Consider the following 22883-nt stretch of genomic DNA (forward strand, 5'->3'; position numbering starts at 1 on the left):
CCCTGCGGTCCGCCGTCAAGATGGAATCTGATGTGAGCCCACGGACCCATACAGCAGTTACCATTGATTTGGAATCAATGGGTTACGCTTCCGACGGAGTGATACCACACTCAGACGTTGCATCGCGCAACGCCCGCCGCTGACTCAGTCAGCACATTCCGGTTGATCCTGCCGGAGGCCATTGCTATCGGAGTCCGATTTAGCCATGCTAGTCGCGCGGGTTGGACCCGCGGCGTATAGCTCAGTAACACGTGGCCAAACTACCCTACAGACCGCGATAACCTCGGGAAACTGAGGCCAATAGCGGATACAGCTCTCACGCTGGAGTGCCGAGAGCTGGAAACGTTCCGGCGCTGTAGGATGTGGCTGCGGCCGATTAGGTAGACGGTGGGGTAACGGCCCACCGTGCCCATAATCGGTACAGGTTGTGACAGCAAGAGCCTGGAGACGGAATCTGAGACAAGATTCCGGGCCCTACGGGGCGCAGCAGGCGCGAAACCTTTACACTGCACGACAGTGCGATAGGGGGACTCCGAGTGCGAGGGCATATAGTCCTCGCTTTTCTGTACCGTAAGGTGGTTCAGGAACAAGGACTGGGCAAGACCGGTGCCAGCCGCCGCGGTAATACCGGCAGTCCAAGTGATGGCCGATATTATTGGGCCTAAAGCGTCCGTAGCCTGCTGTGTAAGTCCGTTGGGAAATCGGCCAGCTCAACTGGCCGGCGTCCAGCGGAAACTACACGGCTTGGGGCCGAGAGACTTGACGGGTACGTCCGGGGTAGGAGTGAAATCCTGTAATCCTGGACGGACCACCAATGGGGAAACCACGTCAAGAGACCGGACCCGACGGTGAGGGACGAAAGCTAGGGTCTCGAACCGGATTAGATACCCGGGTAGTCCTAGCTGTAAACAATGCCTGCTAGGTATGTCACGCGCCATGAGCACGTGATGTGCCGTAGTGAAGACGATAAGCAGGCCGCCTGGGAAGTACGTCCGCAAGGATGAAACTTAAAGGAATTGGCGGGGGAGCACCACAACCGGAGGAGCCTGCGGTTTAATTGGACTCAACGCCGGACATCTCACCGGTCCCGACAGTAGTAATGACGGTCAGGTTGACGACTTTACCCGACGCTACTGAGAGGAGGTGCATGGCCGCCGTCAGCTCGTACCGTGAGGCGTCCTGTTAAGTCAGGCAACGAGCGAGACCCACATCCGTAGTTGCCAGCGATATCTAGCGATAGTCGGGTACACTACGGAGACTGCCGTTGTTAAAACGGAGGAAGGAATGGGCAACGGTAGGTCAGTATGCCCCGAATGGACCGGGCAACACGCGGGCTACAATGGTCATGACAGTGGGATGCGACGCCGAGAGGCGGAGCTAATCTCCAAACGTGATCGTAGTTCGGATTGCGGGCTGAAACTCGCCCGCATGAAGCTGGATTCGGTAGTAATCGCGTGTCAGAAGCGCGCGGTGAATACGTCCCTGCTCCTTGCACACACCGCCCGTCAAAGCACCCGAGTGGGGTCCGGATGAGGCCTGGATACCCAGGTCAAATCTGGGCTCCGCAAGGGGGCTTAAGTCGTAACAAGGTAGCCGTAGAGGAATCTGCGGCTGGATCACCTCCTACAGAACGGGACTGAGGTTCTACCTCAGCCCACAATCGTTGTCGGCATCCGCCGACGACACCGAAGCGGACTGCTGTATGGGCCCGCTGGGCTCACGAGACCTATCCGAGGCGGATACCCCTTCCGGGGTGTCGGGTGCAACTCCCGACGGGTCCGTACTTCGTGTCGCGCCCGAATCGCTCCCTTAAGTGTGGGACGGGGTTCGGATGTGATACGACGACTGATGCACCAGCCCGGGTGAAACCGCGGCTGGGAAGGGTCGACTCGCCCACCTCTCCCACCTTGGGGGCGAGAATGAAACCGTGTGTACGTGCGATCCAGGCGTCCACTGGACTCGTTCAGTGCAGTTTAGCGAGTCACAATTGACGTTGGCTACTATGCCAGCTGGTGGATAGCTCGGCTCGAGAGCTGATGAAGGACGTGCCAAGCTGCGATAAGCCATGGGGAGCCGCACGGAGGCGAAGAACCATGGATTTCCGAATGAGAATCTCCTCAGCAATTGCCTCGCGCAATGAGGAACCCCGGGAACTGAAACATCTTAGTACCGGCAGGAAAAGAAAGCGCAACGCGATGTCGTTAGTAACCGCGAGTGAACGCGATACAGCCCAAACCGAAGCCCTCACGGGCAATGTGGTGTCAGGGCCACCTCTCATCACTCGACCATCTCGACGAAGTCTCTTGGAACAGAGCACGAAACAGGGTGACAGTCCCGTAATCGAGGTCAGTACGGTGTGCGGTGGTTCCAGAGTAGCGGGGGTTGGATATCCCTCGCGAATGTCGCAGGCATCGACTGCGAAGGCTAAACACTCCTCGAGACCGATAGTGCACAAGTAGTGTGAACGAACGCTGCAAAGTACCCTCAGAAGGGAGGTGAAATAGAGCTTGAACTCAGCTGGCGATGGAGCGATAGGGCATACAAGGTCCCCTGACGAATGACCGACGCGCGAGCGTCCAGTAAGACTCACGGGAAGCCGATGTTCTATCGTACGTTTTGAAAAACGAGCCAGGGAGTGTGTCTACATGGCAAGTCTAACCGGAGTATCCGGGGAGGCACAGGGAAACCGACATGGCCGCAGCCTCACGGCGAGGGCCGCCGTCTTCAAGGGCGGGGAGCCATATGGACACGACCCGAATCCGGACGATCTACGCGTGGACAAGGTGAAGCGTGCCGAAAGGCACGTGGAGGCCTGTTAGAGTTGGTGTCCTACAATACCCTCTCGTGATCTACGTGTAGGGGTGAAAGGCCCATCGAGTCCGGCAACAGCTGGTTCCAACCGAAACATGTCGAAGCATGACCTTCACCGAGGTAGTTCGTGGGGTAGAGCGACCGATTGGTGTGACCGCCTCCGAGAGGAGTCGGCACACCTGTCAAACTCCAAACCTACGAACGCCGCTGACGTGAGGATTCCGGTGTGCGGGGTAAGCCTGTGCACCGTGAGGGGAACAACCCAGAGAAAGGTTAAGGTCCCCAAGTGTGGATTAAGTGTAATCCTCTGAAGGTGGTCTCGAGCCCTAGACAGCCGGGAGGTGAAGCCCTAGAAGCAGCTACCCTCTAAGAAAAGCGTAACAGCTTTACCGGCCGAGGTTTGAGGCGCCCAAAATGATCGGGACTCAAATCCACCACCGAGACCTTTCCGCACCCGTCACAGGGTGACCGAGTAGGTTGGCGCTCTATTTGGGTGGAAGCAGGGGTGAGAACTCCTGTGGACCGAATAGTGACGAAAATCCTGGCCATAGTAGCAGCGATAGTCGGGTGAGAACCCCGACGGCCTCATGAATAAGGGTTCCTCAGCACTGCTGATCAGCTGGGGGTTAGCCGGTCCTAAGTCATACCGCAACTCGACTATGACGAAATGGGAAACGGGTTAATATTCCCGTGCCGCTATGCATTCAAAGTTGACGCCCTGGGGTCGACCACGCTGGGCCTTCGCCCAGTCGAATCGTCAAACTCCGTGGAAGCCATAACGGCACGAAGCGGACGAACGGCGAGATAGGGAAACGTGGTTCAACCTGGGGCCCGTGAAAAGACGAGCATAGTGTCCGTACCGAGAACCGACACAGGTGTTCATGGCGGCGAAAGCCACGGCCTGTCGGGAGCAACCGACGTTAGGGAATTCGGCAAGTTAGTCCCGTAAGTTCGCGATAAGGGATGCCTGCTCAGGAGATGAGCAGGTCGCAGTGACTCGGAAGCTCGGACTGTCTAGTAACAACATAGGTGACCGCAAATGCGCAAGCACTCGTACGGTCACTGAATCCTGCCCAGTGCAGGTATCTGAACACCTCGTACAAGAGGACGAAGGACCTGTCAACGGCGGGGGTAACTATGACCCTCTTAAGGTAGCGTAGTACCTTGCCGCATCAGTAGCGGCTTGCATGAATGGATTAACCAGAGCTTTCACTGTCCCAACGTTGGGCCCGGTGAACTGTACATTCCAGTGCGGAGTCTGGAGACACCCAGGGGGAAGCGAAGACCCTATGGAGCTTTACTGCAGGCTGTCGCTGAGACGTGGTCGCCGATGTGCAGCATAGGTAGGAGGCATTACACAGGTACCTGCGCTAGCAGGCCACCGAGCCATCAGTGAAATACTACCCGTCGGTGACTGCGACTCTCACTCCGGGAGGAGGACACCGGTAGCCGGGCAGTTTGACTGGGGCGGTACGCGCTCGAAAAGATATCGAGCGCGCCCTAAGGTCATCTCAGCCGGGACAGAGACCCGGCGAAGAGTGCAAGAGCAAAAGATGACTTGACAGTGATCTTCCTAACGAGGATCGCTGACGCGAAAGCGTGGTCTAGCGAACCAATTAGCCTGCTTGATGCGGGCAATTGATGACAGAAAAGCTACCCTAGGGATAACAGAGTCGTCACTCGCAAGAGCACATATCGACCGAGTGGCTTGCTACCTCGATGTCGGTTCCCTCCATCCTGCCCGTGCAGAAGCGGGCAAGGGTGAGGTTGTTCGCCTATTAAAGGAGGTCGTGAGCTGGGTTTAGACCGTCGTGAGACAGGTCGGCTGCTATCTACTGGGTGTGTCATGGTGTCTGACGGGAACGATCGTATAGTACGAGAGGAACTACGATTGGTCGCCACTGGTGTACCGGTTGTTCGAGAGAGCACGTGCCGGGTAGCCACGCGACACGGGGTAAGAGCTGAACGCATCTAAGCTCGAAACCCACCTGGAAAAGAGACACCGCTGAAGGTCCGCGTAGAAGACGCGGTCGATAGACTCGGGGTGTGCGCGTCGAGGTAACGAGACGTTGAGCCCACGAGCACTAACAACCTGAAGCCATCAATCATACGCACTGTGACTCGTTGCATGAACGAGTCCAGGCGCAAACTGGATCGCACGTACCCACGGTGGTAGGACCGACCGAGACCTGGTCTGGTACTCTCGTGGTTCGATTCCACGACTCGGCGTTAAGGCGGCCATAGCGGCGGGGTTGCCTCCCGTACCCATCCCGAACACGGAAGATAAGCCCGCCAGCGTTCCGGTGAGTACTGGAGTGCGCGAGCCTCTGGGAAACTCGGTTCGCCGCCGACCATTCATACTTTATTGCCCTCGGAGAGAGCCATCTATGGCGCTCCCCGGGGCTTTTCGTATTTGTACAGCGACCGCGACAGCCGTGAGTGCCGTTTTTGGCTGTGCCGGCCGACGCTCGCGTATGGACGACAGCGAACCGGTGCACGTCCCGGGCACGATCTATCATCTCCCGGACGGCGAAACGGAGTACGCAAAGCGAGTGTTTCGCAACGCAGAGAACCTGTGTGACGACGAGACGGTCGCCGGCGAGGTGGTGATCGTCTGCAACTCGGCGGGGTCTCGCACGTGTTGGACCCGTCGACGGTCGAACCGGCGGTGTTGTGGGTGCTCGACCGCGGGGTCACCGTCGTCGCCTGTCGGAACTCGCTCGACAGTCGCGACGCCCGCGGCGGTGCCGACGACGGCGCTACCGGGAACGGTCGGCAGCGGGCGAACTGGTGGGCAATCCCGCCGTTCCGGGCACTCGAGACCGTCTGGGGCCGAGTGGCCCGCCCCAGGTAGTGGATATATTTGCCGCTAAATGCCACGATTCGAGTCAGAGAACCGACTGGAAGCCGGTTTGGGGTTACGTCGGGATAACCGGCCGTCCCTGGGTGGTCACCTCTCGAGGGCTGTCGTGGCCCTGACGTCGGCCGCGGACCGGCCGACCTCGACGGTGTAGGTCCCGGCGTCGACGGTCCATCCGTCGTCGGGGTCGTACCGGGACCGGGCGAGGTCGGCGAGGTCGACGGCGACGCGCTCGGATTCGCCCGCGTCGAGTTCGACGGCGGCTGCCCCGGCGAACTCGCGGACCGGGCGGTCGACACCCTCGACCTGTGGCGGGCGGACGTAGGCCTGGACGACCTCCCGCCCGCGGCGGTCCGCGACGTTCTCGACGGTGACCGAGACCGTCTCGCCGTCGACCGTCGGCTCGCCGTACTCGAAGGTCGCGAAGGAGTGGCCGTGGCCGAACGGGTAGGTGGGCTGGGCGTCGGTGGCGTCGAAGTGGCGGTAGCCGACGAAGACGCCCTCGTCGTAGCTGGCCACGCCGTCGACGCCGGGGAACCGCCGCTCGTCGCTCGTGGGGTAGGCCGCCTCGGGCGCGAAGGTGACCGGGAGGCGCCCGCCGGGGTCGCTGTCGCCGTAGAGCACGGACGCGACGGCGTCGCCGTCGGCCTGCCCGGGGTACCAGGCCTCGAGGACGGCGGCGACGTCCTCGCGCCAGGGCGTCTCGACGGGGCCGCCAGAGCGCAGGACCACCACGGTCCGGTCGTTCGCGCCGGCGACCGCCTCGATCAGTTCGTCCTGTCGCCCGGGAAGCGCCAGCGAGTCGCGGTCCCTGGCCTCGGTGGTCGTGTCGCGGACGAACACCACGGCGACGTCGGCGGCCGCGGCGGCGTCGACGGCTCGCTCGAGCGATGGCTCCCGGTCCGGTGCGTCGCTCTCGGACTCCTCGCGGCCGCCCTCGACGAACGGCAGGAGGTCGAACAGCGAGACGTCCTCGATCTCGGGGATGCCGCGGGTCACGGTCACCGCGCCGTCCGCCCGGGCCCGGACCCCTTCGACGGGCGTCACCGCGTGGAACGGCGTGGTCTCGGAGGACCCGCCGCCGCCGACCTTCGCCTCGTAGACGTGCGGGCCGACGACGGCGACGTCGACCCCGCCGGCCAGCGGCAGGACGCCGTCGTTCTCGAGCAGGACCGTTCCGCGGGTGGCGAGACGTTTCGCGAGGTCGCGGTGGCGCTCGCTGTCGAGTTCCCCCTCGCCTCGTTCGCCGTCGAGGTGACCGGTCCGGGCGAACTGCTCGAGGACCCGCCGGACCATGTCGTCGAGACGCTCGGCGGGCACCTCGCCAGCCTCGATGGCCGCCGCCAGCGGGTCGCCGAACAGGCCTGCGTGCGTGGCATCGGGGATGCCGTCGGGCCACTCGAACGCCTCGAGGTCGGCGTCCTCGTTCTCGGCGGGCACCCCCGGCATCTCCAGGTCCAGCCCCGCGTTCGCCGCGCCGACCGTCGTTTCCAGGCCGTACCAGTCCGAGACGACGTAGCCCGAAAAGTCCCACTCGCCTTTCAGCACGTCGCCGACGAGGCGCCCGTGGTCGCTCATGTGGGTTCCGTTGACTCGGTTGTAGGCAGTCATCACCGATCCGGCGCCGGCCTCGACGGCCGCCCGGAACGGCGGGAGGTACAGTTCGCGCAGCGTCCGCTCGTCGACGTCGGCGCTGACGCTCGTCCGGTGGGTCTCCTGGTTGTTGGCGACGTAGTGTTTCACCGTCGCGACGACGTCCTCGGACTCGATGCCGGAGACGAGCGCCGACCCCACCGAACTCGCCAGCACGGGGTCCTCCGAGAGGTACTCGAAGTTCCGGCCACAGTGTGGCACCCGGACGACGTTCACGCCGGGCGCGAGCAACGCGTCCTGATTCAGCGCCGTCGCCTCGCGCGCCATCGCGGCGCCCTGCTCGCGGGCCAGGTCGGGATCGAACGTCGCCGCCGTCGCCAGCGAGGCCGGGAAGGCCGTCGCCCGCTCGCCCTCGGCCCGGATACCCAGCGGCCCGTCGACGAGTCGGATGGGCGGAATCCCCAGTCGGCCGACGCCCGGCAGGTAGCCTGTCGCGGTGCCCTCGGGGTCGACGGCCCCGTGGACGAGCGAGCGTTTCTCCGCGGGGGTCAGCGCCTGCACGAGGGCCTCGACCCCGTCCGTGTCAGTCATACCTCGACCGCCGGGCCGCGCGGATATAGGCGTTGGGTGCGCGTCGTTTATCCCCCGGTCAGACGAAGGTACCGTATGCCCGACACCGGTACCATCCACCCCGAGACGACCGTCGGCCGGGTCGCACTCACCGTCGCCGACCCCGACGGACTCGCCACCTTCTACGAGACGGTCGTCGGCCTCGTCGTCCACGACCGGACCGACGAGCGGGTCGTCCTGGGCGACGGGACGACGCCGCTGCTCGAACTCGTCGCCGCCCCGGACCGACCCGAGCGGGGCCGCGACGAGGCCGGCCTGTTCCACCTCGCCGTCCGCGTCCCCACGAGAGCGGCACTCGGCGCGGCACTGGAGCGCGTCGAGGCCGGCGCGCGACTCGACGGGGCCGCCGACCACCACGTCAGCGAGGCGCTCTACCTCTCGGACCCGGAGGGAAACGGGGTCGAGATATACCGTGACCGCCCGCGCGGTGAGTGGCCGGAGACCGCCGACGGCCGGGTCCAGATGGACACGCTGCCCCTCTCGCTCGATGAGTTGCGCGCCGAGAGCGACGGCGGCGAGCGGGTTCCCGCGGGGACCGACGTCGGCCACGTCCACCTCGAGGTGACCGACGTCGAGGCCGCGCGAGCGTTCTACGTCGACACGCTCGGGCTGAGGCGTCGCCAAGAGATGCGGGGGGCGCTGTTCGTCGCCGCCGGCGACTATCACCACCATCTCGGCCTGAACCCCTGGCGCGGGCGGACCGCGCCACAGCGCGGGCGCGGGCTGGCGTGGTTCGAACTCCGCCTCCCCGACGCGGCGGCCCTCGCGGCGGTCAGGGAGCACCTCGAAGCGGCGGACGTCGCGGTGACGGACAGAGACGACGGCATCGCCGTGACGGCCCCGGACGACGTCTCGCTCCGCCTTCGAGTGGGTGTGTGAGTCGCCCACGTCCCGCACGGTCCGGAGGAAACGACTCAAGACCGTCGGGCCGGTACAGACGGTATGACCGCAACGGACAGCGACGTGTCGTCGGAGGGAAGCTGAATGTCGGGGCCACACCAGGGCCAGCCGCTCGTCACGGCGGGGACGCCACTCGAGGACGCCCGCGCCGCCGCGATTCTGGTTCACGGGCGGGGTGCGACGGCCCGGAGTATCGTCCAGATGGGCGAGGAGGTCCACGAGGAGGGCCTGGCGCTGCTCGCGCCGCAGGCGGCCCGGAACACCTGGTACCCAGTCGTTCCTGGCGCCCGTCGAGCAGAACGAACCGGGCCGCTCGTCGGGCCTGCAGGCGATTCGCGACGCCATCGAGGGGGTCGAGGCGGCCGGCGTCCCCACGGAGCGGGTCATGTTGCTCGGGTTCTCCCAGGGAGCCTGTCTCGCGAGCGAGTTCGTCGCGCGCACCCCGCGGCGCTACGGCGCGCTCGTGGCACTGAGCGGCGGCCTCATCGGCGAGTCTGTCGACCCCGACGACTACGAGGGCGACCTCGAGGGGACGCCCGTGTTCGTCGGATGCAGCGACGTCGACCCGCACATCCCGCTCGAGCGGGTCCAGGTCACGACCGAGGTGTTCGAGCGACTGGGCGGTGACGTCGACGAGCGCATCTACGAGGGAATGGGTCACGGCGTGAACGAGGACGAACTCTCGGCCGTCGCGGAACTCGTCGTCGACCTGCTGGACGGGGAGTGACGGGGCCGGGGGGTGTGCCGGACCCCGATACGACGATTCCGGGCCGACCGTACGTAGCGGTATATAACTGCGGAGGCGGTCGTGTGCGGTTACCGGTGCCTCACCGCGAGGTTTTGCCGCTGGCGCGACCAGTAGGTGTATGGACACGAAACGCCGGACCTTCCTGCGCGTGCTCGGTGCCGCAGGCGTGGCCGGCCTCGCCGGCTGTACCGGAACCGGGGGGTCTGGGACTCGCTCGGACACCGAGACCGAGGGCGGCGGGACGTCGACGACGGCGGGCGGGGCGACGACTGGCGAAAGCGGCGCCCGCCCGCCGACGGCCGACCGGCGCCTGTTCCTGGGCCACGACGTCGAAACGATTCGAGGCGAGATTACCAGCGGCGGCGTGCCGAAAGACGGTATCCCGGCCATCGACGACCCGCAGTTCGCATCCGCCGACGAGGCGACGGTAGACCCCGGCGACCCGGTGTTCGGAGCGGTCCGCGACGGCGAAGCGAAGGCCTACCCCCAGTCGATACTCGTCTGGCACGAGATCGTCAACGACGTGCTCGGCGGGGACCCGGTGGCGATAACCTACTGCCCGCTGACCGGCACCGCCCAGGGCTTCGAGCGCGGGCCGGTCGAGTTCGGGACGTCGGGCGACCTGGTCAACTCGAACCTGGTGATGTACGACCGCGGGACCGACAGCCGGTGGCCCCAGGTGATCGGCACCGCCGTCGAGGGCCCGATGGAGGGCCAGTCGCTCCGGGAGTTCCGGGTCGTCTGGACCTCCTGGGAGCACTGGCGGGCGTTCTACCCCGACACCGTGGTCCTGACCGACGAGACGGGCTTCTCCCGGCGGTACGGGTCGGACCCCTACGGCCAGTACAACCCCGACGGGGGGTCCTACACCAGCGACCGGACCATCTTCTCGCCGCTGGTGAGCGACGACCGGACCCACCCGAAGGACGTCGTCGTCGGCACCCGGACGACCGAGGGCGCGCTCTCGTTCGACAAGGCGTCGCTGCTGGACGAACGGGTACTGCGCGGGGCTATCGGCGAGACGGACTACGTCGCCGTCGCCGATCCGGCCCTCGAGACGGGCTACGTCTACGAGACCAGCGAGAAAACGACAGTCACGGCCGACGGCGAGGGCTACCGGGTCGACAGCGAGACCTATGCGGCGGCCGACCTGCCGCTCGAGCGGACGCTCGCGTTCGACGGCATGTGGTTCGCGTGGGCGGGCTTCTACCCGGGGATTCCGTATGTCGAGTGAGGTCTCGACCGGGGATCGGACCGTGCTCGGCCGGACGCTGGGACTGCTGAGCAACACGGCCGTGGCCGTCCGCGGGGCGATGACCCGGCGGGACGGACAGAGCGCTTTCGCCGTCGCCGCGGTGGTCTACCTCGTGGTCTACCTGTACGGGCTCTCGCACCTGGGTACCGGCCCCTGGGGATTCGAACTCTCCGCCGTCGAGAACCCGTTGGCCCGCGCGTTCCGACCGGTCGGCCCCTTCCAGTGGGAGCCCGTGGCCCTGCTCGTCGTCGGCCCCGTCGAACTGCTCGTCGCCCCGTTGAACCTCGCGCTCGGGGGTGTGCTGGCGACTCTCGTCGGCCTGAACTTCGGCGTCTCGCTGGTCGCGTGGCGCGGCCCGAAAGCCTGCCGCATCGGCCCCGGCGCCGGCGCGGCCGCCGGGATTCCGGGGCTGCTCTCGGGCGTGGTCTGCTGTGGCCCGACCGTCCTGCTGGTCGTCGGCGTCCAGGCCAGCGCCGGCGTCCTGACGGTGTTCCAGTGGCTCCTTCCCGTCGCCGTCGTCGCGCTGCTGGGGACGCTGCTATGGGTGGGGACGAAGGTCCAGCCGGACGCGGTCTGAACCGGACCTTACATCTGGAGATCGTACGTTTCCAGCAGCTCCGGCGTCGCCTCGAGGTCGGCCTCGAAGCCGTAGCGCTCGCCGATGGCGAGGAACTGCGGGGCCCACGTCTCGTCGGTCGGGTCCGGCGTCCCGAGGTCGGCTACTTCCTCGAAGAACTCCGAGAACTCGCCCGGCGCGATTATCTCGAGGAACCGGAGCGGCTCGTCGCCGGCGTTCCAGAACGTGTGCCATCGGCCCCGGCCCTTGACGACCGACTCACCGGCCGGGACCGTCGTCACCTCGTCGTCGGCGAGGACCGTCATCTCGCCCTCGAGGACGTGGGAGATCTCGTCCTCGCGGCTGTGCCGGTGCAGCGGCGCCGCGAGTGTGTGGGGCGGGAGCGTGTGCTCGACGATGGCCACGTTCGCTTCGTTCTCGGTGCACGAGATGTCGAGGCGAGCGCCCAGCTGGCCGAGCATGACGTCGTATTTCTCCGGGGGAGCGGTTGTCGAACTCATCGAGGCTCTAGGACGGCGGCCGATAACATAAACTAGCACTGACACATCCTCCGTCACGAACGTCGCGAACGCGAAGCGTCTTCTGACTCGCGGAGAACGGCGGCTCCGTCGACGTCCAGGCACAGTTGAGCGGGACGTTCTGAGCGGGGCCGCGGTTCTCACTCCACGTCGGCGAGCGTCCCGAAGTCGTCGACCGGAACCACCGAATAGTCGATGTTGAGCGTGTCTTTCGTCGCGCGGATCTTGCCCACGAACGACGATATCTCCTCGAGGTCCCCCTCGAGGACGAACAGTTCCATACAGCGGTGTTCGCCGACGTGACTGTGGAAGTTCGAGGCGACGATGCCTTCGTGTTCGTGCCGGAGGTGCATCATCTTCTCCTCGACGCTCGTCGTCTCGTAGTCGAACAGGACGGTGACGATGCCCATGAGCTTCCGCCCCTCGAGGCGCTTGTCCTCGAACTCGCCCAGCAGGTTCCGGCTGGCTTCCCTGATGATCTCGCTCCGGCCGGTGTAGCCGTGCTCCTCGGCGAACTCGTCGATGCGCTCGAGCAGCGATTCCGGCATCGAGACGCTGACTACGGTCATGTATTAATCGGAGGGGACTAAACTATTAAGGATTACTGAACCCGACAGTTTGCCGTGGAACACCCAACCGCCCTCCCAGGGAAAACTTATAATCGGATAGTCTGACCAGCTTCACAGTATGACTGTGAACGTCGTGACGGACGTCAACCGCCCGTACGTCCCGGGAGACGGGGCGAAACTGACCGCGGAGATAGAGGTCGACCCAGGCCGACGGGCGGGCCGTCCGACGCGACAGATCGCGCTGTGTATCGACTCGAGCGGGTCGATGGCCGGCGACGACATCCAGCAGGCCCGCGACGGGGCCGAGTGGGTGTTCGGCCTGCTCGAGGCCGACGATTACGTCTCCATCGTCACGTTCGACACCGAGGTCGAGACGGTGCTGGACGCGACACGCTGGGGCGACATCTCCCGCGATGAGGCCCTCGACCGCGTCGCGAACATTGCCGCTGGCGGCGGGACGGACATCTACCGGGGCCTGGTCGCGGCTCGCGACGCTTTGCACCACCTTCCGGCAGACGACCGGACCGCCCGTCGAATCCTCTTTCTCTCCGACGGGAAAGACCAGAGCCACGGCGAGGCGGAGTTCGAGACGCTGGCCCGCGCCATCGACGAGGACGGCATCCGCATCAAGTCGGCGGGCATCGGGTCGGACTACCGGAAAGAGACCATCCGGACGCTGGGCGAGACGGCCCGGGGCGAGTGGACCCACCTCGAGTCGGCCGGCGACATCGAGTCGTTCTTCGGCGACGCCGTCGAGGCGGCCGGGACGCTCGTCGCGCCCGACGCGTCGCTCGAACTCGACGTGGCCGACGGCGTCGAGGTCAGCGAGGTGTACCGCGCGGTGCCACAGACGCAAGCAGTCGACGTGGAGTGGGCGGGCAACGCGACGGAGATTCCGCTCCCGGACCTGCTGGAGCGGGAGACCCAGCGCGTCGTCCTGAAGGTCCACGCACCGCCACGCGAGGTCGGCCAGACGGTGACGCTAGCCGACGTGACGCTCTCCGCTCGCGGCGAGACGGCCAACGGGGCAATCGAAGTCGAGTACACCGACGACCCCGAGCAGCTCGCCGTCCACAACGAGGACGTCGACATCGACCACCGCCAGACCGTCATAAAGACCGAACTCGGGAAGGGCAACGTCGCCGAGGCTCAGACCCAGGTCGAGAAGATGACCACGATCCACGGCGCCGACACGCAGGCGGTCAAGTCCGCCGAGCGCGAGACCCAGATCGTCGCCGAGGGCGGTCGGGCCGAGGAGAGCGAGGCGACGAAGATCGTGACCGACGAGGGGCTCCAGCAGTGACCGGACGACGGGGCCCCCGATGGTCTTCGGTTGCGCGCGTCGCCGCGCGTCCACGCCAGTGACACCATGACCTGGGAACCCGAGGCCGGCGACGTCATCGCGGACCGCTACGACCTCCAGGAGTTCCTCGGCAAGGGCGGGTTCGCGAAGGCCTACCGGGCCACGGACCGGACGACGGGCGACAGCGTCGTGCTCAAACACCCCAACTACACGGAGTCCCAGAACGACCCCGATGTCATCGAGGCGTACTTTCAGAAAGAGGCCGAGTCGCTCCTGAAGATACGGGCGGCGGGCGGCCACGAGAACGTCATGGACCTCTACGACCAGGTGACCGAACGCGACGTCCCCTTCCTGGTCGTCGAGCTGGTCGCGGGGGGCATCGAACTCGACGAGGTGATCGACCGCCACGGGCCCATCGAGGACACCGAGCAGGTCCGGCAAATCGGCATCGACCTCTCGGACGCGATGGGCTTCCTCCACGAACGTGAGATCGTCTACCGCGACCTGAAACCGGAGAACGTGATGCTCACGCCCGACATCACGCCGACGCTCATCGACTTCAACACGGCGACGGGGTTCGACGCCGACGGCGACCCGTCGACTGGCAACTCCGGGACGACCATCCTGGGGCCGTTCAAACCCCGCGAGGTCGCGGAGGCCAGTCGGACCGACGTCCGTCAGGGGCCCTGGTCCGACGTCTACTCCATCGGGAAGATCCTCCTCTTTCTCCTGAAGGGGAGCGTCCCGAAGAAAGACGGCGTCGACCCGCGGGACTTCGGGGCCGACTGCGAGGACTACCTGGCCGAAATCGTCGAGCGGGCCACCCAGACCGACTACCGGGACCGCTACCGGAACGCGACGGTCCTGAAGGAGGTGCTCGAGAACCGCGACCCCGAACCGCCGGCGCGGGCCTCGGTCCGGTACATCCAGGCTGACGAGCGGTTCACCGTCGAACCCGGAGACACCATCGGGCGGCGGGGGGCAAGTGGCCCGTCGGCCTCCATCGCCATCGATGACCCGCAGGGCGAGTACATCTCGTCGGTCCAGGTGCAGTTCGACACCGCGGACGGCGAGTGGTACCTCCAGGACCGGAGCCTCAACGGCACCTTCGTCCAGCAGGGGCAGGGCTGGCAGCGGGTCCTCTGTGCGGCGGGACGCGAGCGCCTGCGAGCGGAGGGCGAGGACCCCACGGACCGCCACGGGCGGGTCCCGCCGGAGTCGGTCCGCCTGCACGACGGCGACCTGGTGTCGCTCGTCCACCCCACCTACGGCGTCACGTTCGAGTTCCACCCGGAGACATGACCATGCGATACAGCACCAACTACGACATCGGCGAGCGGAAACGCGGACGGGGAATCAACGAGGACAGCGTGGCCCTGACGGTCTTCGAGGAGGGCCACCGCGAGGGCTACCGCGGGGGGACCCGCGACGACGATCGCCCGATGAACCGCTCGGCGGCGGCCTTCGTCCTCGCGGACGGGGCCGGCGGTCACGACGCGGGCGACGCGGCGTCGTACATCGCGACGACGGCCGTCGCGGAACGCCTGGCGCCGGTGGCGATACGCGCGGCCCGCCGCCACCCTGACCAGTTCGACGTGGACGTCGACCGGTCGGTGCTGCCGGACGCCCGCGGGGAAGAAGGTATCCAGGCGGACGTCGAGGCCGCTATCGTCGCGGCCCACCGGGACATCGTCCGGTACGCAGCGGCCGCCGGCACTCAGTCGTACACCACCGTCGTCGCCGGCGTCTACGCCGACGGCTACCTCCACTACGGCTGGGTCGGCGACAGCCGGGCCTACGCCGTCAACGAGGCCCGCGAGACCATCGACCGGCTGACCCGGGACCACTCGGTCGTCCGGGACCGCGAGGACGCGGGTGAACTCGACGCCGTCGAGACCCACGTCCACCCCGACGGCAACCAGATAACCCGCGCGCTGGGCGGGTCGGGCTACGAGGACCCCGAGCAGGCGTCTGTCGAGGTCGACACCCGGAGCGTCCGCCTGTACGCCGAGGACACCGTGGTGGTGACCAGCGACGGCCTCGTCGACGCTCAGACCGACGCCCCCGACCTGTACGACGAGTACGTGGCATCGGGACGCTCGGACGAGGTCGCCGAGCGCGTCCGCGAGGCCGTCGTCACCGACGCCGAGATTCGCGATGTCGCTCTCGAGGCAACAACGCTCGACGCGGCCGCCCGCGAGTACGTCTCGCTGGCCAACGACCGGGGCGGCAAGGACAACGTCTCCGTCCTCCTGTTTGCGGACTCGGCGCTCCCGGAGACGCCCGAGGCCGGCGGCCTGGCGGTTCGTGCCGTCGACTCCGACGTCGACGTCCGGGACCGCGACACCGTCGTCGTGACCGATAACTGAGGGGCATGGCGTGGGCAACTGTTTTTGCCCCCTGGGAGGTAGCGACAGCCATGGCCGACACAGACGACGGAGACGCGGTCGAGTGCCCCATCTGCGGGCAGTCCTTCGACCCGACCGCCGCCGGGGGCTGGTGTACGAACCCCGACTGCGGCGAGTGGCAGTACGACGGCGACACCGAGGCGGGCGACGCCGACGAGGCGGGTGGAGACGCCGCGCCGGCCGCCGACCCCGAGGCCGGACCGATAGCGGAACCGGGCACGGAGACGGCCGACGACGACTCCGGTGACGCCGGCCCAGCAGCCGACGAGACCGACTCGACGCCCGAGGACGAACACGCCGGCGAGGGCGACGTGGGTGCCGCCGACGACCACGGGGAGGAGGCCCCGGCGACCGAGGACGCGGACGCGTCCGAACCGGCCAGTGCCGAGTCGGCGACCGAGGACGCGGCGCCATCCGAGGCCAGGGACGACGCGGACGCCGACGCGGACGCGGCCGACGAACCCGCGACCGTCGAGTGTCCCGACTGCGGGACCGAACTCGACGCGGACGCGAACTTCTGCATCGAGTGCGGGGCCGACGTCCAGGCCGTCGAGCCTGGCGGGGACGAGCTCACGGAGTGCCCGTCCTGTGGTACCGACCTCGAGGGCGACGAGCACTTCTGTGCGAACTGCGGCGAGGACCTCGACGCCCACCGGGGCGGGTCCGAAGACGCCGGGAGTGACGTCGACGGAGAGGGGGACGCCGTCGACGCGTTGGCGGCGCAGTCCGCGGACGAGGACGCCGCCATCCCGGACTCGCTGGTGCTCTCGGTGGCTGGCACCACCATCACCGTCGCCGACGGTGACCGGGTGGGTCGGGAGGTCCGGGCGGCCCTTGCCGACGCCGGCCGCCCGGAGGACGAGGCGGTCCGCATCCACCGCGAACACGTGCGGTTCGTCCGCGAGGCCGACGGGTTCTACCTCGTCGACCTGGGCGAGAACCCGACGACGCTCAACGGTCGCTCCCTGCGGAAGGGCGACCGCGAACCCGTCGGGCCCGGCGACGAGCTGAAACTGTCCGGCGTGGCGACCATCTCCATCGAGGCGCCGTGACCGGGATTCCACCCACACTTAAGCGCCCGCTGTAGAAATCACTGACCAATGTGGGGCGGCTCCCTGCCCGCTGAACTCCGCGACTCCGTCCGCCTGGTCGGCGCCGAGCGGCGAGTCCTCGCGGGCGGACTCCTGGCTGTCGTCGTCTACGGCGGCTGGGTCCTCGGGACCGGAACGCTCGCCGACGCCGTCGCCCCGTCGCTCGCCGGCTCGGTCCTGTTCTCGGTCGACTCTGTCCCCGTCGACGGACTGGTGGTGTTCGCGGCCGTCGGCTGGATACTCGTCCCGGCGATCGTCGCGGCGGCGCTGCTCGACCGCGCGCTGAAGAACACGCGGGGCAACCTCGCGTCGCGCTACCGGTTCGACCACCCGAGCGCGCTGGTCGCACCGTCCGGTCTCGTCGTGCTCGCGCTGGTGGCCGCCAGCGCCGCGACCGGACCGTCCCCCTTGCTGGTCGCCGCTGGCGCCGTTGCCGCGGCGCACCTGTTCGTCCGGACGCTCGCCTACGGCTACCGGGTCTACACGTTCTCGGTGCCGCCGCTGCTCGCTCTGCTCTCCGTCATCGCCGCGGCCAGTCTCGCGGTCGGGTGGCTGGTCCACGCGCCGGCGCTGGGGGCGCTGAGCGTGGTGCTCGGGGACCGACTGGCCGCCGCGGGCGTCGCGTCCGTCGCCCAGACGATTGTCGCCGCGAGCGGCGCCGACGCGGGCACCGTTCGCTCGGTCGCCGTGATGGGGCCCGCGGTGCTCGCGGCGGCCTACCTGGTGCCCCAGTCCGTCGCCGGCCTGGTCGTCGCGCTGCGCGCGCCGCTCGAGAATCCGCAACCGCGGCCGGGTCAGCGCTACCCGAGTGTGGGCCGTCGTACCGCGGCACCATCGGCCGCAGCCGCCCGTCCGGCGCAGGACGACGGGGTGGCCGAGACGGACGCGGACGAGGCCGCTTTGGCAGAAACCGAGCCGTCCGACGAGACCGACGAAGCACCGGCTGACGCCGACGAGTCCGGCGGGACCCGCGTGTTCACGCCGGACCAGCCGCTCCCGGACGAGACGGCGGCTGCGGAGAACGAGACGACGGCGTCCGACGGGACGACCGCAGACGAGTGGTTCGCCGACACCGCGGTGTACACCGACGACGGCGCAGGCGGGGGGACGTCCGACCGGTGTCCGGCCTGTCACGTCGACGTGCCGGCCGACGGGTCGGCGCGGTTCTGTCCGAACTGCGGCGAGCGTCTCGACTAGACGTCGAAGACGACGTAGGCGCGCCAGCCGTCGGCGCGGTCCTCCAGGGCCATCTCGGAGTAAGTCACCGCCTTCACTTCGCGGGCCTCGACGGCCGACAGCGGGACGCCGCGCGCGCTCCCCTCGAGGTGCCACTCGTCGCCGTCGGCGCGCACCGTCGCCTCGTTGTCGACGGGGAGCACCGCGCGGACGTCGCGCTCGTAGATGAGCTGATCGAGGTAATCGAAGAGGAGCGCCTCGCCCGACTCGGCGGTGACCGTCACCGAGAAGCGCTCGCCCGCCGGGGGGACGTCGTCACACATCGCGGCCGCGAGGCCGTCGGCCACGGCGGCGAAGGTGGCACCGAGGCTCTCGCCGGTGGCTTCGACGGCCACGTCCGCAGTGTGCTCGCGGAGGTCGAATGGCATGGGGCCCCTCGGTGACTCCAGCCTCAGTACTGGACGTCGACGGTGTGGTGCTCGGGCCCCGAGTCGCTCACCGGGGCCGTTACCGTCAGGACGCCGTCCTCGTACACCGCCGAGATGTTCCCCTCCTCGATGGCCTTCGGCAGGCCGATGCTCCGGTGGAACACGCCGCTTCGGCCGGTCGCGTCGCCCTCGACGGCCTCGACGTGGAGGCGGCTGTCGTGCCAGCGGACCTCGATGTCGGCGGGGTCGTGGTCCGGCAGGTCGAACAGTACGACGTACGCGTCGTCTTCGCGGTACAGCTCCACGCCTTTCCGGGGATGATGTGTCGTCACGTGTGTCACCTCGGGTGGGGGTTCGCCGGCCACGCTAATAACTTGTGTGCGCCCTTTTCACTGGTTGGAAACCGGAATGTCCCCCAGCTCGACGGTGTAGGCCGTCGAATCCGTCCCACCGTCGGACGTGGCGGTGGCGACGGTCACCGAGACGCTGGCCGGGCGCTCGCCGGACGGGAGCATCCACGAGCCGGTGACCTGGCCGGTCTCGCCGGGTTGGAGGTTCCCGGTCGTGCCCGTCCCCGCCACGGTCGCGCCGTTGCGGGCCGTGACCGCACCGACCTGTACCTCGGTCGGCTCCTCCCCGTCGTTCGTGACGTTCAACGTCAGGAGGAACTGCCAGCCGTCGTCGGTGGTGAGCACGGACGCCCGCGAGATGTGGACGGTGGGTGGGGCCTGTGTCAGCACCTCGTCGCCGGTGTCGGCTCCGGTCACCTCCGGGGTGGGCGTCTTGGCGCTCGCCGTCGCCGCGTCGCCGCCGTCACCGCCGGCGACGTAGTGGCTGAGCATCCCACCGAAGGTGGCGATCTCGATGAGTATCGGGAGGCCGATACCCACGACTATCAGGACTCGTATCAGCGTCGTCTGGTCGGGGCCTGAGACGTCGTCGAACATTGGTGAGCGGATGGGGGAAAACGGGTCGGGTCAGACCGGAATCGGCGGACTACCGGGCGCGGTGATGCCGTCGGCGACCATGGCCGCGAGCGGTGGCCCGTAGGCGATGACGATGAGGACGAGCGCGATGGCAGTCCACAGTTTGTAGTTGTCGAGGACGCGCGGGCTGTGTTCCGGACCGGACAGCGGGTCCGGGAACACGCTGTTGACGCGCAGGCGCCCGCCGCGGTGGGCGATCCAGGTCTCGGCCATCACGACGAGGAACAGCGCCGCGCCGACGAACAGGAGCGTGCCGCCGATGGCGATCTGCAGGCGCATCTCGCCGACGGTGCCGGCGACGCCCTCGAAGGAGAACTCGCTGTACATCGGCTCCGCGGTCCGGCGCGGGATGCCGGCCAGGCCGGCCCGGTGCATCGCGTTGGACATCAGCGCCATGCCGATGAACCAGACGTAGGGCTGGACGGCCGCCATCCCCCGCCGCTGGAGCTTCTTGCCCGTTATCTGTGGCACCAGCCAGTAGCTGATGGCCATCGCCGTCAGGGCGAAGGCGGTGCCGACGGTGAGGTGGAAGTGGCCGGGCACCCACAGCGTGTTGTGGACGAGGTAGTTGATGTTCATCCCGGCGTTGATCATGCCGGAGAACCCGCCGGCGGCGAACATCAGGCCGGCGAGCGCACAGCCGGCGAAGGCCGGTTCGCCCCACGGCAGGTTCCGGAGCCAGCTGAAGTAGCCCTTCCCGCCGTTCTGCCGGGCCCCGTGTTCCAGCGAGGCGACGACGGTGAAGGCGGTCAGTAGCGAGGGCAACAGCAGGAACATCGTGTTCGTCATGGCGATGAACTTGAAGCCCTCGGGGATGCCGGGGTCGACGTACTGGTGGTGGAAGCCGACCGGCGTCGAGAGCAGCAGGAACAGGACGAACACGACGCGTGCGAGCGGATCGCTGAACAGGCGGCCACCGGCGAGCTTCGGCAGGACGGTATACCAGACGAGGTACGCCGGCATCAGCCAGAAGTAGACGACCGGGTGACCGAAGTACCAGAACAGCGTCCGGGTCAGCAGCGGGTCGACGTTGCTGATGAGGCCCAGCGACCACGGGATGAGGAAGACGACGACCTCGACGGCGACGCCGACCGTCGAGATGTACCACATCAGCATCGTCGTCACGACCATGAACGTCTTCAGCGGGATGCGCTCGTCGGGGTTCTCGGAGCGCCAGTTCCACAGCGATCTGAAGTAGGCGTAGCCGGCGATCCACGAGCCGACGATGATGAGCGCGGCACCCAGGTAGAACGCGGGATGGGCTTTCATCGGCGCGTAGAACGTGAACAGCACGTCGGCCTTCAGCGAGTGGCCGAGGATAGACGGCGCCCCGAAGAGGCCACCGAGGATGGCCACGGCGGCAAGCACGGTGCCGACCAGCATCAGCCAAAAGGCGCCCCACGCGGCCCGCTGGGGGAGTTCGCGCTCGAGACTGTTCGAGACCGCCCACGCGAACAGGCCGGCGATGAAGAAGGTCGTGAAGACCAACGCCAGCAGAACGCCGTGCCCCGTCAGGATGGTGTAGTAGTCCGCGGAACTGAATATCCGGAACGTTCCGGTGCGGTGCAGCGCCTGGACGATGCCAAAGAGGGCACCGAGCGCCAGGGCGATAAACGAGACGATGAACTGACTGCGGATGAGTTTCGAAGTCTTGGGGTACTCGTCGACGAAGACCATCAGTTGCTCACCTCCTGTGGTTCGTACTGGTCCTTCGGGACCACTTCGACGGACCCGCCCATCGTGTGGTGGGCGGCCCCGCAGTACTCGTGACAGACGAGGCCGTAGGTCCCCGTCTCGTCGAAGACGGCCGTGACCTCGGCGACCTGTCCGGGGATGACCATCGTGTTGATGTTGGTCTCCGCGATGGAGAACCCGTGGACGACGTCGGCACTGGTCACCTTGAACGTCACGCGCGTATCGGCGGGCACCCGGATGGGTGTCACCGCTGCCCGGCCGGAACTGGAACTGCTGGGCGACGACGTAGACGACGACCCGATCCTCGCTCGCCTGGACCACGCCGGGGTCGTCGAACTGTGTCCCGGTGTTGCCGTTCTGGACTGCCTGTGCACTGATCTGCCCTCCGGAGTCGTCGACCATCGAGATGCCGGCACCGACGGTGCCATAGGAGATGGTGGCGATGAAGCCGACGATGAGGAGTATCGCTGCGCCGAGCCAGATTTTTTCGAAGTTGTGAACCTGCATGCTATCACCCGATCACCGACACGCGGCCGAGGAACTCGACGAAGTACATGAACGCCCACAGGAGTCCGATGAGGACGAAGTAGAAGGCGACCAGCGCCGCCGTCCCCTTGGGGTCGTACTCGTCGTGTGACAGCTCCACCGCCGGTTCGGTCTCCGCCGCTTCTTCGACCGGGGCCGGCCCGGTCGCACGTTCCAGGTCGTCGTCGGTGCCCATCTGGGGCGGCTGTTCCCGGTAGCGCCGGCGCATCACCGCCGCGAACAGCAGCGGCGAGAAGAACGCCAGCAGGACGGACCCACTCAGGAGCCACTGTGGCCCGGAGAGTTCGATGCTCCCGCGGCCACCGCCGCCGCCGTCGCCGCCGCTACCCCCCTCGAGGGGGCCGCCGACGACGACGGCGCCTTTCATGCCCAGCGACTCGTGGGGGACACAGACGTACTGGTAGACGCCCATCTCCTCGAAGGTGTAGGAGTAGGTGGTCCCCGACTCCGCGACGGGGGACCCCGAGTCGAGGGGACCGTCGCCGTCCGAGACGACGTTGTGGCCACCCCCTTCGCCGGTCCAGGTCCAGACGACTTCCGTGCCCGGCGAGACTCTGACCGCCGGCGGGTCGAAGGCGAACGCGCCGTTGTTCCCCTGGGCACCGACCGATATCTCGACGGTGTCCTGGCCGGTCCTGTCGACCGTCGTCCCGTCGAAGTTCGAGACGTTGTCGAAGAAGCCGCCGTAGTCGGGGTTCGCGGGCGGCCCCTGGGGCTGGCCACTGCCGCCACCGCCCGACCCCCCGGGTCGGACCACGACGGCGCCTTTCATGCCCAGCGACTCGTGGG

The 22883-nt window shown here is 67.1% G+C and carries 17 protein-coding genes, 3 rRNA genes and 2 pseudogenes; 13 read left to right on the plus strand and 9 right to left on the minus strand.

Translation table 11 applies throughout. From position 1 onward, the window contains the following. The first annotated feature begins 155 nt into the window (after positions 1-155). The 4 genes from P1N55_RS00005 to P1N55_RS00020 all read left to right on the plus strand — a co-directional run bounded on the left by P1N55_RS00005 (position 156) and on the right by P1N55_RS00020 (position 5665). Positions 156-1625: ribosomal RNA gene (locus P1N55_RS00005) — 16S ribosomal RNA — on the plus strand. Between the two features lie 362 nt (positions 1626-1987). Then, a 23S ribosomal RNA gene (locus P1N55_RS00010) occupies positions 1988-4919 on the plus strand. 122 nt (positions 4920-5041) lie between these two features. Next, positions 5042-5164, plus strand: a 5S ribosomal RNA gene (gene rrf / locus P1N55_RS00015). Together the 16S, 23S and 5S rRNA genes form the textbook arrangement of a ribosomal RNA operon. Positions 5165-5449: 285 nt before the next feature. Beyond that, positions 5450-5665, plus strand: a complete 216-nt coding sequence (locus P1N55_RS00020) for a hypothetical protein (protein WP_276277009.1) — start codon at positions 5450-5452, stop codon at positions 5663-5665. Between the two features lie 96 nt (positions 5666-5761). Here the strand turns inward: P1N55_RS00020 and P1N55_RS00025 are convergent, their stop codons facing one another. Beyond that, complete coding sequence (locus P1N55_RS00025; RefSeq protein WP_276277010.1) at positions 5762-7855, minus strand: beta-glucosidase family protein; 2094 nt, start codon at positions 7853-7855, stop codon at positions 5762-5764. A gap of 75 nt (positions 7856-7930) precedes the next feature. Between P1N55_RS00025 and P1N55_RS00030 the strand changes: the two genes are divergently transcribed. The 4 genes and pseudogenes from P1N55_RS00030 to P1N55_RS00045 all read left to right on the plus strand — a co-directional run bounded on the left by P1N55_RS00030 (position 7931) and on the right by P1N55_RS00045 (position 11374). Next, positions 7931-8773, plus strand: coding sequence for a VOC family protein (locus P1N55_RS00030; RefSeq protein WP_276277011.1), 843 nt, complete (start codon positions 7931-7933; stop codon positions 8771-8773). Positions 8774-8878: 105 nt separating this feature from the next. After that, positions 8879-9521 (plus strand): annotated as a pseudogene (locus P1N55_RS00035) (alpha/beta hydrolase). A 139-nt stretch (positions 9522-9660) separates the two neighbouring features. Next, positions 9661-10776 (plus strand): DUF3179 domain-containing protein, encoded by a 1116-nt coding sequence (locus P1N55_RS00040; RefSeq protein WP_276277012.1) that lies wholly within the window; start codon positions 9661-9663, stop codon positions 10774-10776. Next, complete coding sequence (locus P1N55_RS00045) at positions 10766-11374, plus strand: hypothetical protein (protein ID WP_276277013.1); 609 nt, start codon at positions 10766-10768, stop codon at positions 11372-11374. The genes P1N55_RS00040 and P1N55_RS00045 overlap by 11 nt, the downstream gene beginning before the upstream one ends. An 8-nt stretch (positions 11375-11382) precedes the next feature. On the opposite strand, the gene P1N55_RS00050 is transcribed toward P1N55_RS00045, so the two are convergent. Next, on the minus strand, positions 11383-11874 hold the full coding sequence (locus tag P1N55_RS00050; RefSeq protein WP_276277014.1) for a cupin domain-containing protein: 492 nt from the start codon (positions 11872-11874) through the stop codon (positions 11383-11385). A 158-nt stretch (positions 11875-12032) separates the two neighbouring features. Continuing rightward, positions 12033-12461 (minus strand): CopG family ribbon-helix-helix protein, encoded by a 429-nt coding sequence (locus P1N55_RS00055; protein ID WP_276277015.1) that lies wholly within the window; start codon positions 12459-12461, stop codon positions 12033-12035. A 118-nt stretch (positions 12462-12579) separates the two neighbouring features. On the opposite strand from P1N55_RS00055, the gene P1N55_RS00060 reads away from it, so the two are divergent. The 5 genes from P1N55_RS00060 to P1N55_RS00080 all read left to right on the plus strand — a co-directional run bounded on the left by P1N55_RS00060 (position 12580) and on the right by P1N55_RS00080 (position 18460). After that, positions 12580-13764, plus strand: coding sequence for a vWA domain-containing protein (locus P1N55_RS00060; RefSeq protein ID WP_276277016.1), 1185 nt, complete (start codon positions 12580-12582; stop codon positions 13762-13764). Positions 13765-13830: 66 nt separating this feature from the next. After that, positions 13831-15066: a serine/threonine protein kinase gene (locus tag P1N55_RS00065; protein WP_276277017.1), complete on the plus strand. Its 1236-nt coding sequence runs from the start codon at positions 13831-13833 to the stop codon at positions 15064-15066. A 2-nt stretch (positions 15067-15068) separates the two neighbouring features. Continuing rightward, positions 15069-16133, plus strand: coding sequence for a PP2C family protein-serine/threonine phosphatase (locus P1N55_RS00070; protein ID WP_276278652.1), 1065 nt, complete (start codon positions 15069-15071; stop codon positions 16131-16133). Between the two features lie 50 nt (positions 16134-16183). Continuing rightward, entirely contained in the window at positions 16184-17224 is a 1041-nt protein-coding gene (locus P1N55_RS00075) for a zinc ribbon domain-containing protein (protein WP_276277018.1), read from the plus strand. Positions 17225-17272: 48 nt separating this feature from the next. Beyond that, on the plus strand, positions 17273-18460 hold the full coding sequence (locus P1N55_RS00080) for a zinc ribbon domain-containing protein (protein WP_276277019.1): 1188 nt from the start codon (positions 17273-17275) through the stop codon (positions 18458-18460). Here the strand turns inward: P1N55_RS00080 and P1N55_RS00085 are convergent. The 6 genes and pseudogenes from P1N55_RS00085 to P1N55_RS00110 form a co-directional block, all read right to left on the minus strand. Then, entirely contained in the window at positions 18457-18867 is a 411-nt protein-coding gene (locus P1N55_RS00085) for an archease (protein ID WP_276277020.1), read from the minus strand. The genes P1N55_RS00080 and P1N55_RS00085 overlap by 4 nt on opposite strands. 23 nt (positions 18868-18890) lie before the next feature. After that, the gene (locus tag P1N55_RS00090; RefSeq protein ID WP_276277021.1) at positions 18891-19208 is read right to left on the minus strand and encodes an Hsp20/alpha crystallin family protein; all 318 of its coding nucleotides are present in this window, start codon (positions 19206-19208) and stop codon (positions 18891-18893) included. A gap of 48 nt (positions 19209-19256) precedes the next feature. Then, positions 19257-19814, minus strand: a complete 558-nt coding sequence (locus P1N55_RS00095; protein ID WP_276277022.1) for a hypothetical protein — start codon at positions 19812-19814, stop codon at positions 19257-19259. A gap of 30 nt (positions 19815-19844) precedes the next feature. Continuing rightward, entirely contained in the window at positions 19845-21530 is a 1686-nt protein-coding gene (locus P1N55_RS00100; RefSeq protein WP_276277023.1) for a b(o/a)3-type cytochrome-c oxidase subunit 1, read from the minus strand. Continuing rightward, positions 21530-22055: pseudogene (locus P1N55_RS00105) on the minus strand (cytochrome c oxidase subunit II). Before P1N55_RS00105 ends, P1N55_RS00100 begins: the two are co-directional and overlap by 1 nt. 4 nt (positions 22056-22059) lie before the next feature. Further along, entirely contained in the window at positions 22060-22866 is an 807-nt protein-coding gene (locus P1N55_RS00110; protein WP_346430019.1) for a halocyanin domain-containing protein, read from the minus strand. Between the last annotated feature and the right edge of the window lie 17 nt (positions 22867-22883).

Source organism: Haloarcula regularis (genome assembly GCF_029338315.1).
Taxonomy (GTDB): domain Archaea; phylum Halobacteriota; class Halobacteria; order Halobacteriales; family Haloarculaceae; genus Haloarcula; species Haloarcula regularis.

Coding starts and splice junctions, on each gene's coding strand:
- P1N55_RS00100 (WP_276277023.1), bottom strand. CDS start 21,530: ATGGTCTTCGTCGACGAGTACCCCAAGACTTCGAAACTCATCCGCAGT.
- P1N55_RS00085 (WP_276277020.1), bottom strand. CDS start 18,867: ATGCCATTCGACCTCCGCGAGCACACTGCGGACGTGGCCGTCGAAGCC.
- P1N55_RS00110 (WP_346430019.1), bottom strand. CDS start 22,866: ATGAAAGGCGCCGTCGTGGTCCGACCCGGGGGGTCGGGCGGTGGCGGC.
- P1N55_RS00050 (WP_276277014.1), bottom strand. CDS start 11,874: ATGAGTTCGACAACCGCTCCCCCGGAGAAATACGACGTCATGCTCGGC.
- P1N55_RS00025 (WP_276277010.1), bottom strand. CDS start 7,855: ATGACTGACACGGACGGGGTCGAGGCCCTCGTGCAGGCGCTGACCCCC.
- P1N55_RS00055 (WP_276277015.1), bottom strand. CDS start 12,461: ATGACCGTAGTCAGCGTCTCGATGCCGGAATCGCTGCTCGAGCGCATC.
- P1N55_RS00075 (WP_276277018.1), top strand. CDS start 16,184: ATGGCCGACACAGACGACGGAGACGCGGTCGAGTGCCCCATCTGCGGG.
- P1N55_RS00040 (WP_276277012.1), top strand. CDS start 9,661: ATGGACACGAAACGCCGGACCTTCCTGCGCGTGCTCGGTGCCGCAGGC.
- P1N55_RS00045 (WP_276277013.1), top strand. CDS start 10,766: ATGTCGAGTGAGGTCTCGACCGGGGATCGGACCGTGCTCGGCCGGACG.
- P1N55_RS00065 (WP_276277017.1), top strand. CDS start 13,831: ATGACCTGGGAACCCGAGGCCGGCGACGTCATCGCGGACCGCTACGAC.
- P1N55_RS00030 (WP_276277011.1), top strand. CDS start 7,931: ATGCCCGACACCGGTACCATCCACCCCGAGACGACCGTCGGCCGGGTC.
- P1N55_RS00080 (WP_276277019.1), top strand. CDS start 17,273: ATGTGGGGCGGCTCCCTGCCCGCTGAACTCCGCGACTCCGTCCGCCTG.
- P1N55_RS00060 (WP_276277016.1), top strand. CDS start 12,580: ATGACTGTGAACGTCGTGACGGACGTCAACCGCCCGTACGTCCCGGGA.
- P1N55_RS00070 (WP_276278652.1), top strand. CDS start 15,069: ATGCGATACAGCACCAACTACGACATCGGCGAGCGGAAACGCGGACGG.
- P1N55_RS00095 (WP_276277022.1), bottom strand. CDS start 19,814: ATGTTCGACGACGTCTCAGGCCCCGACCAGACGACGCTGATACGAGTC.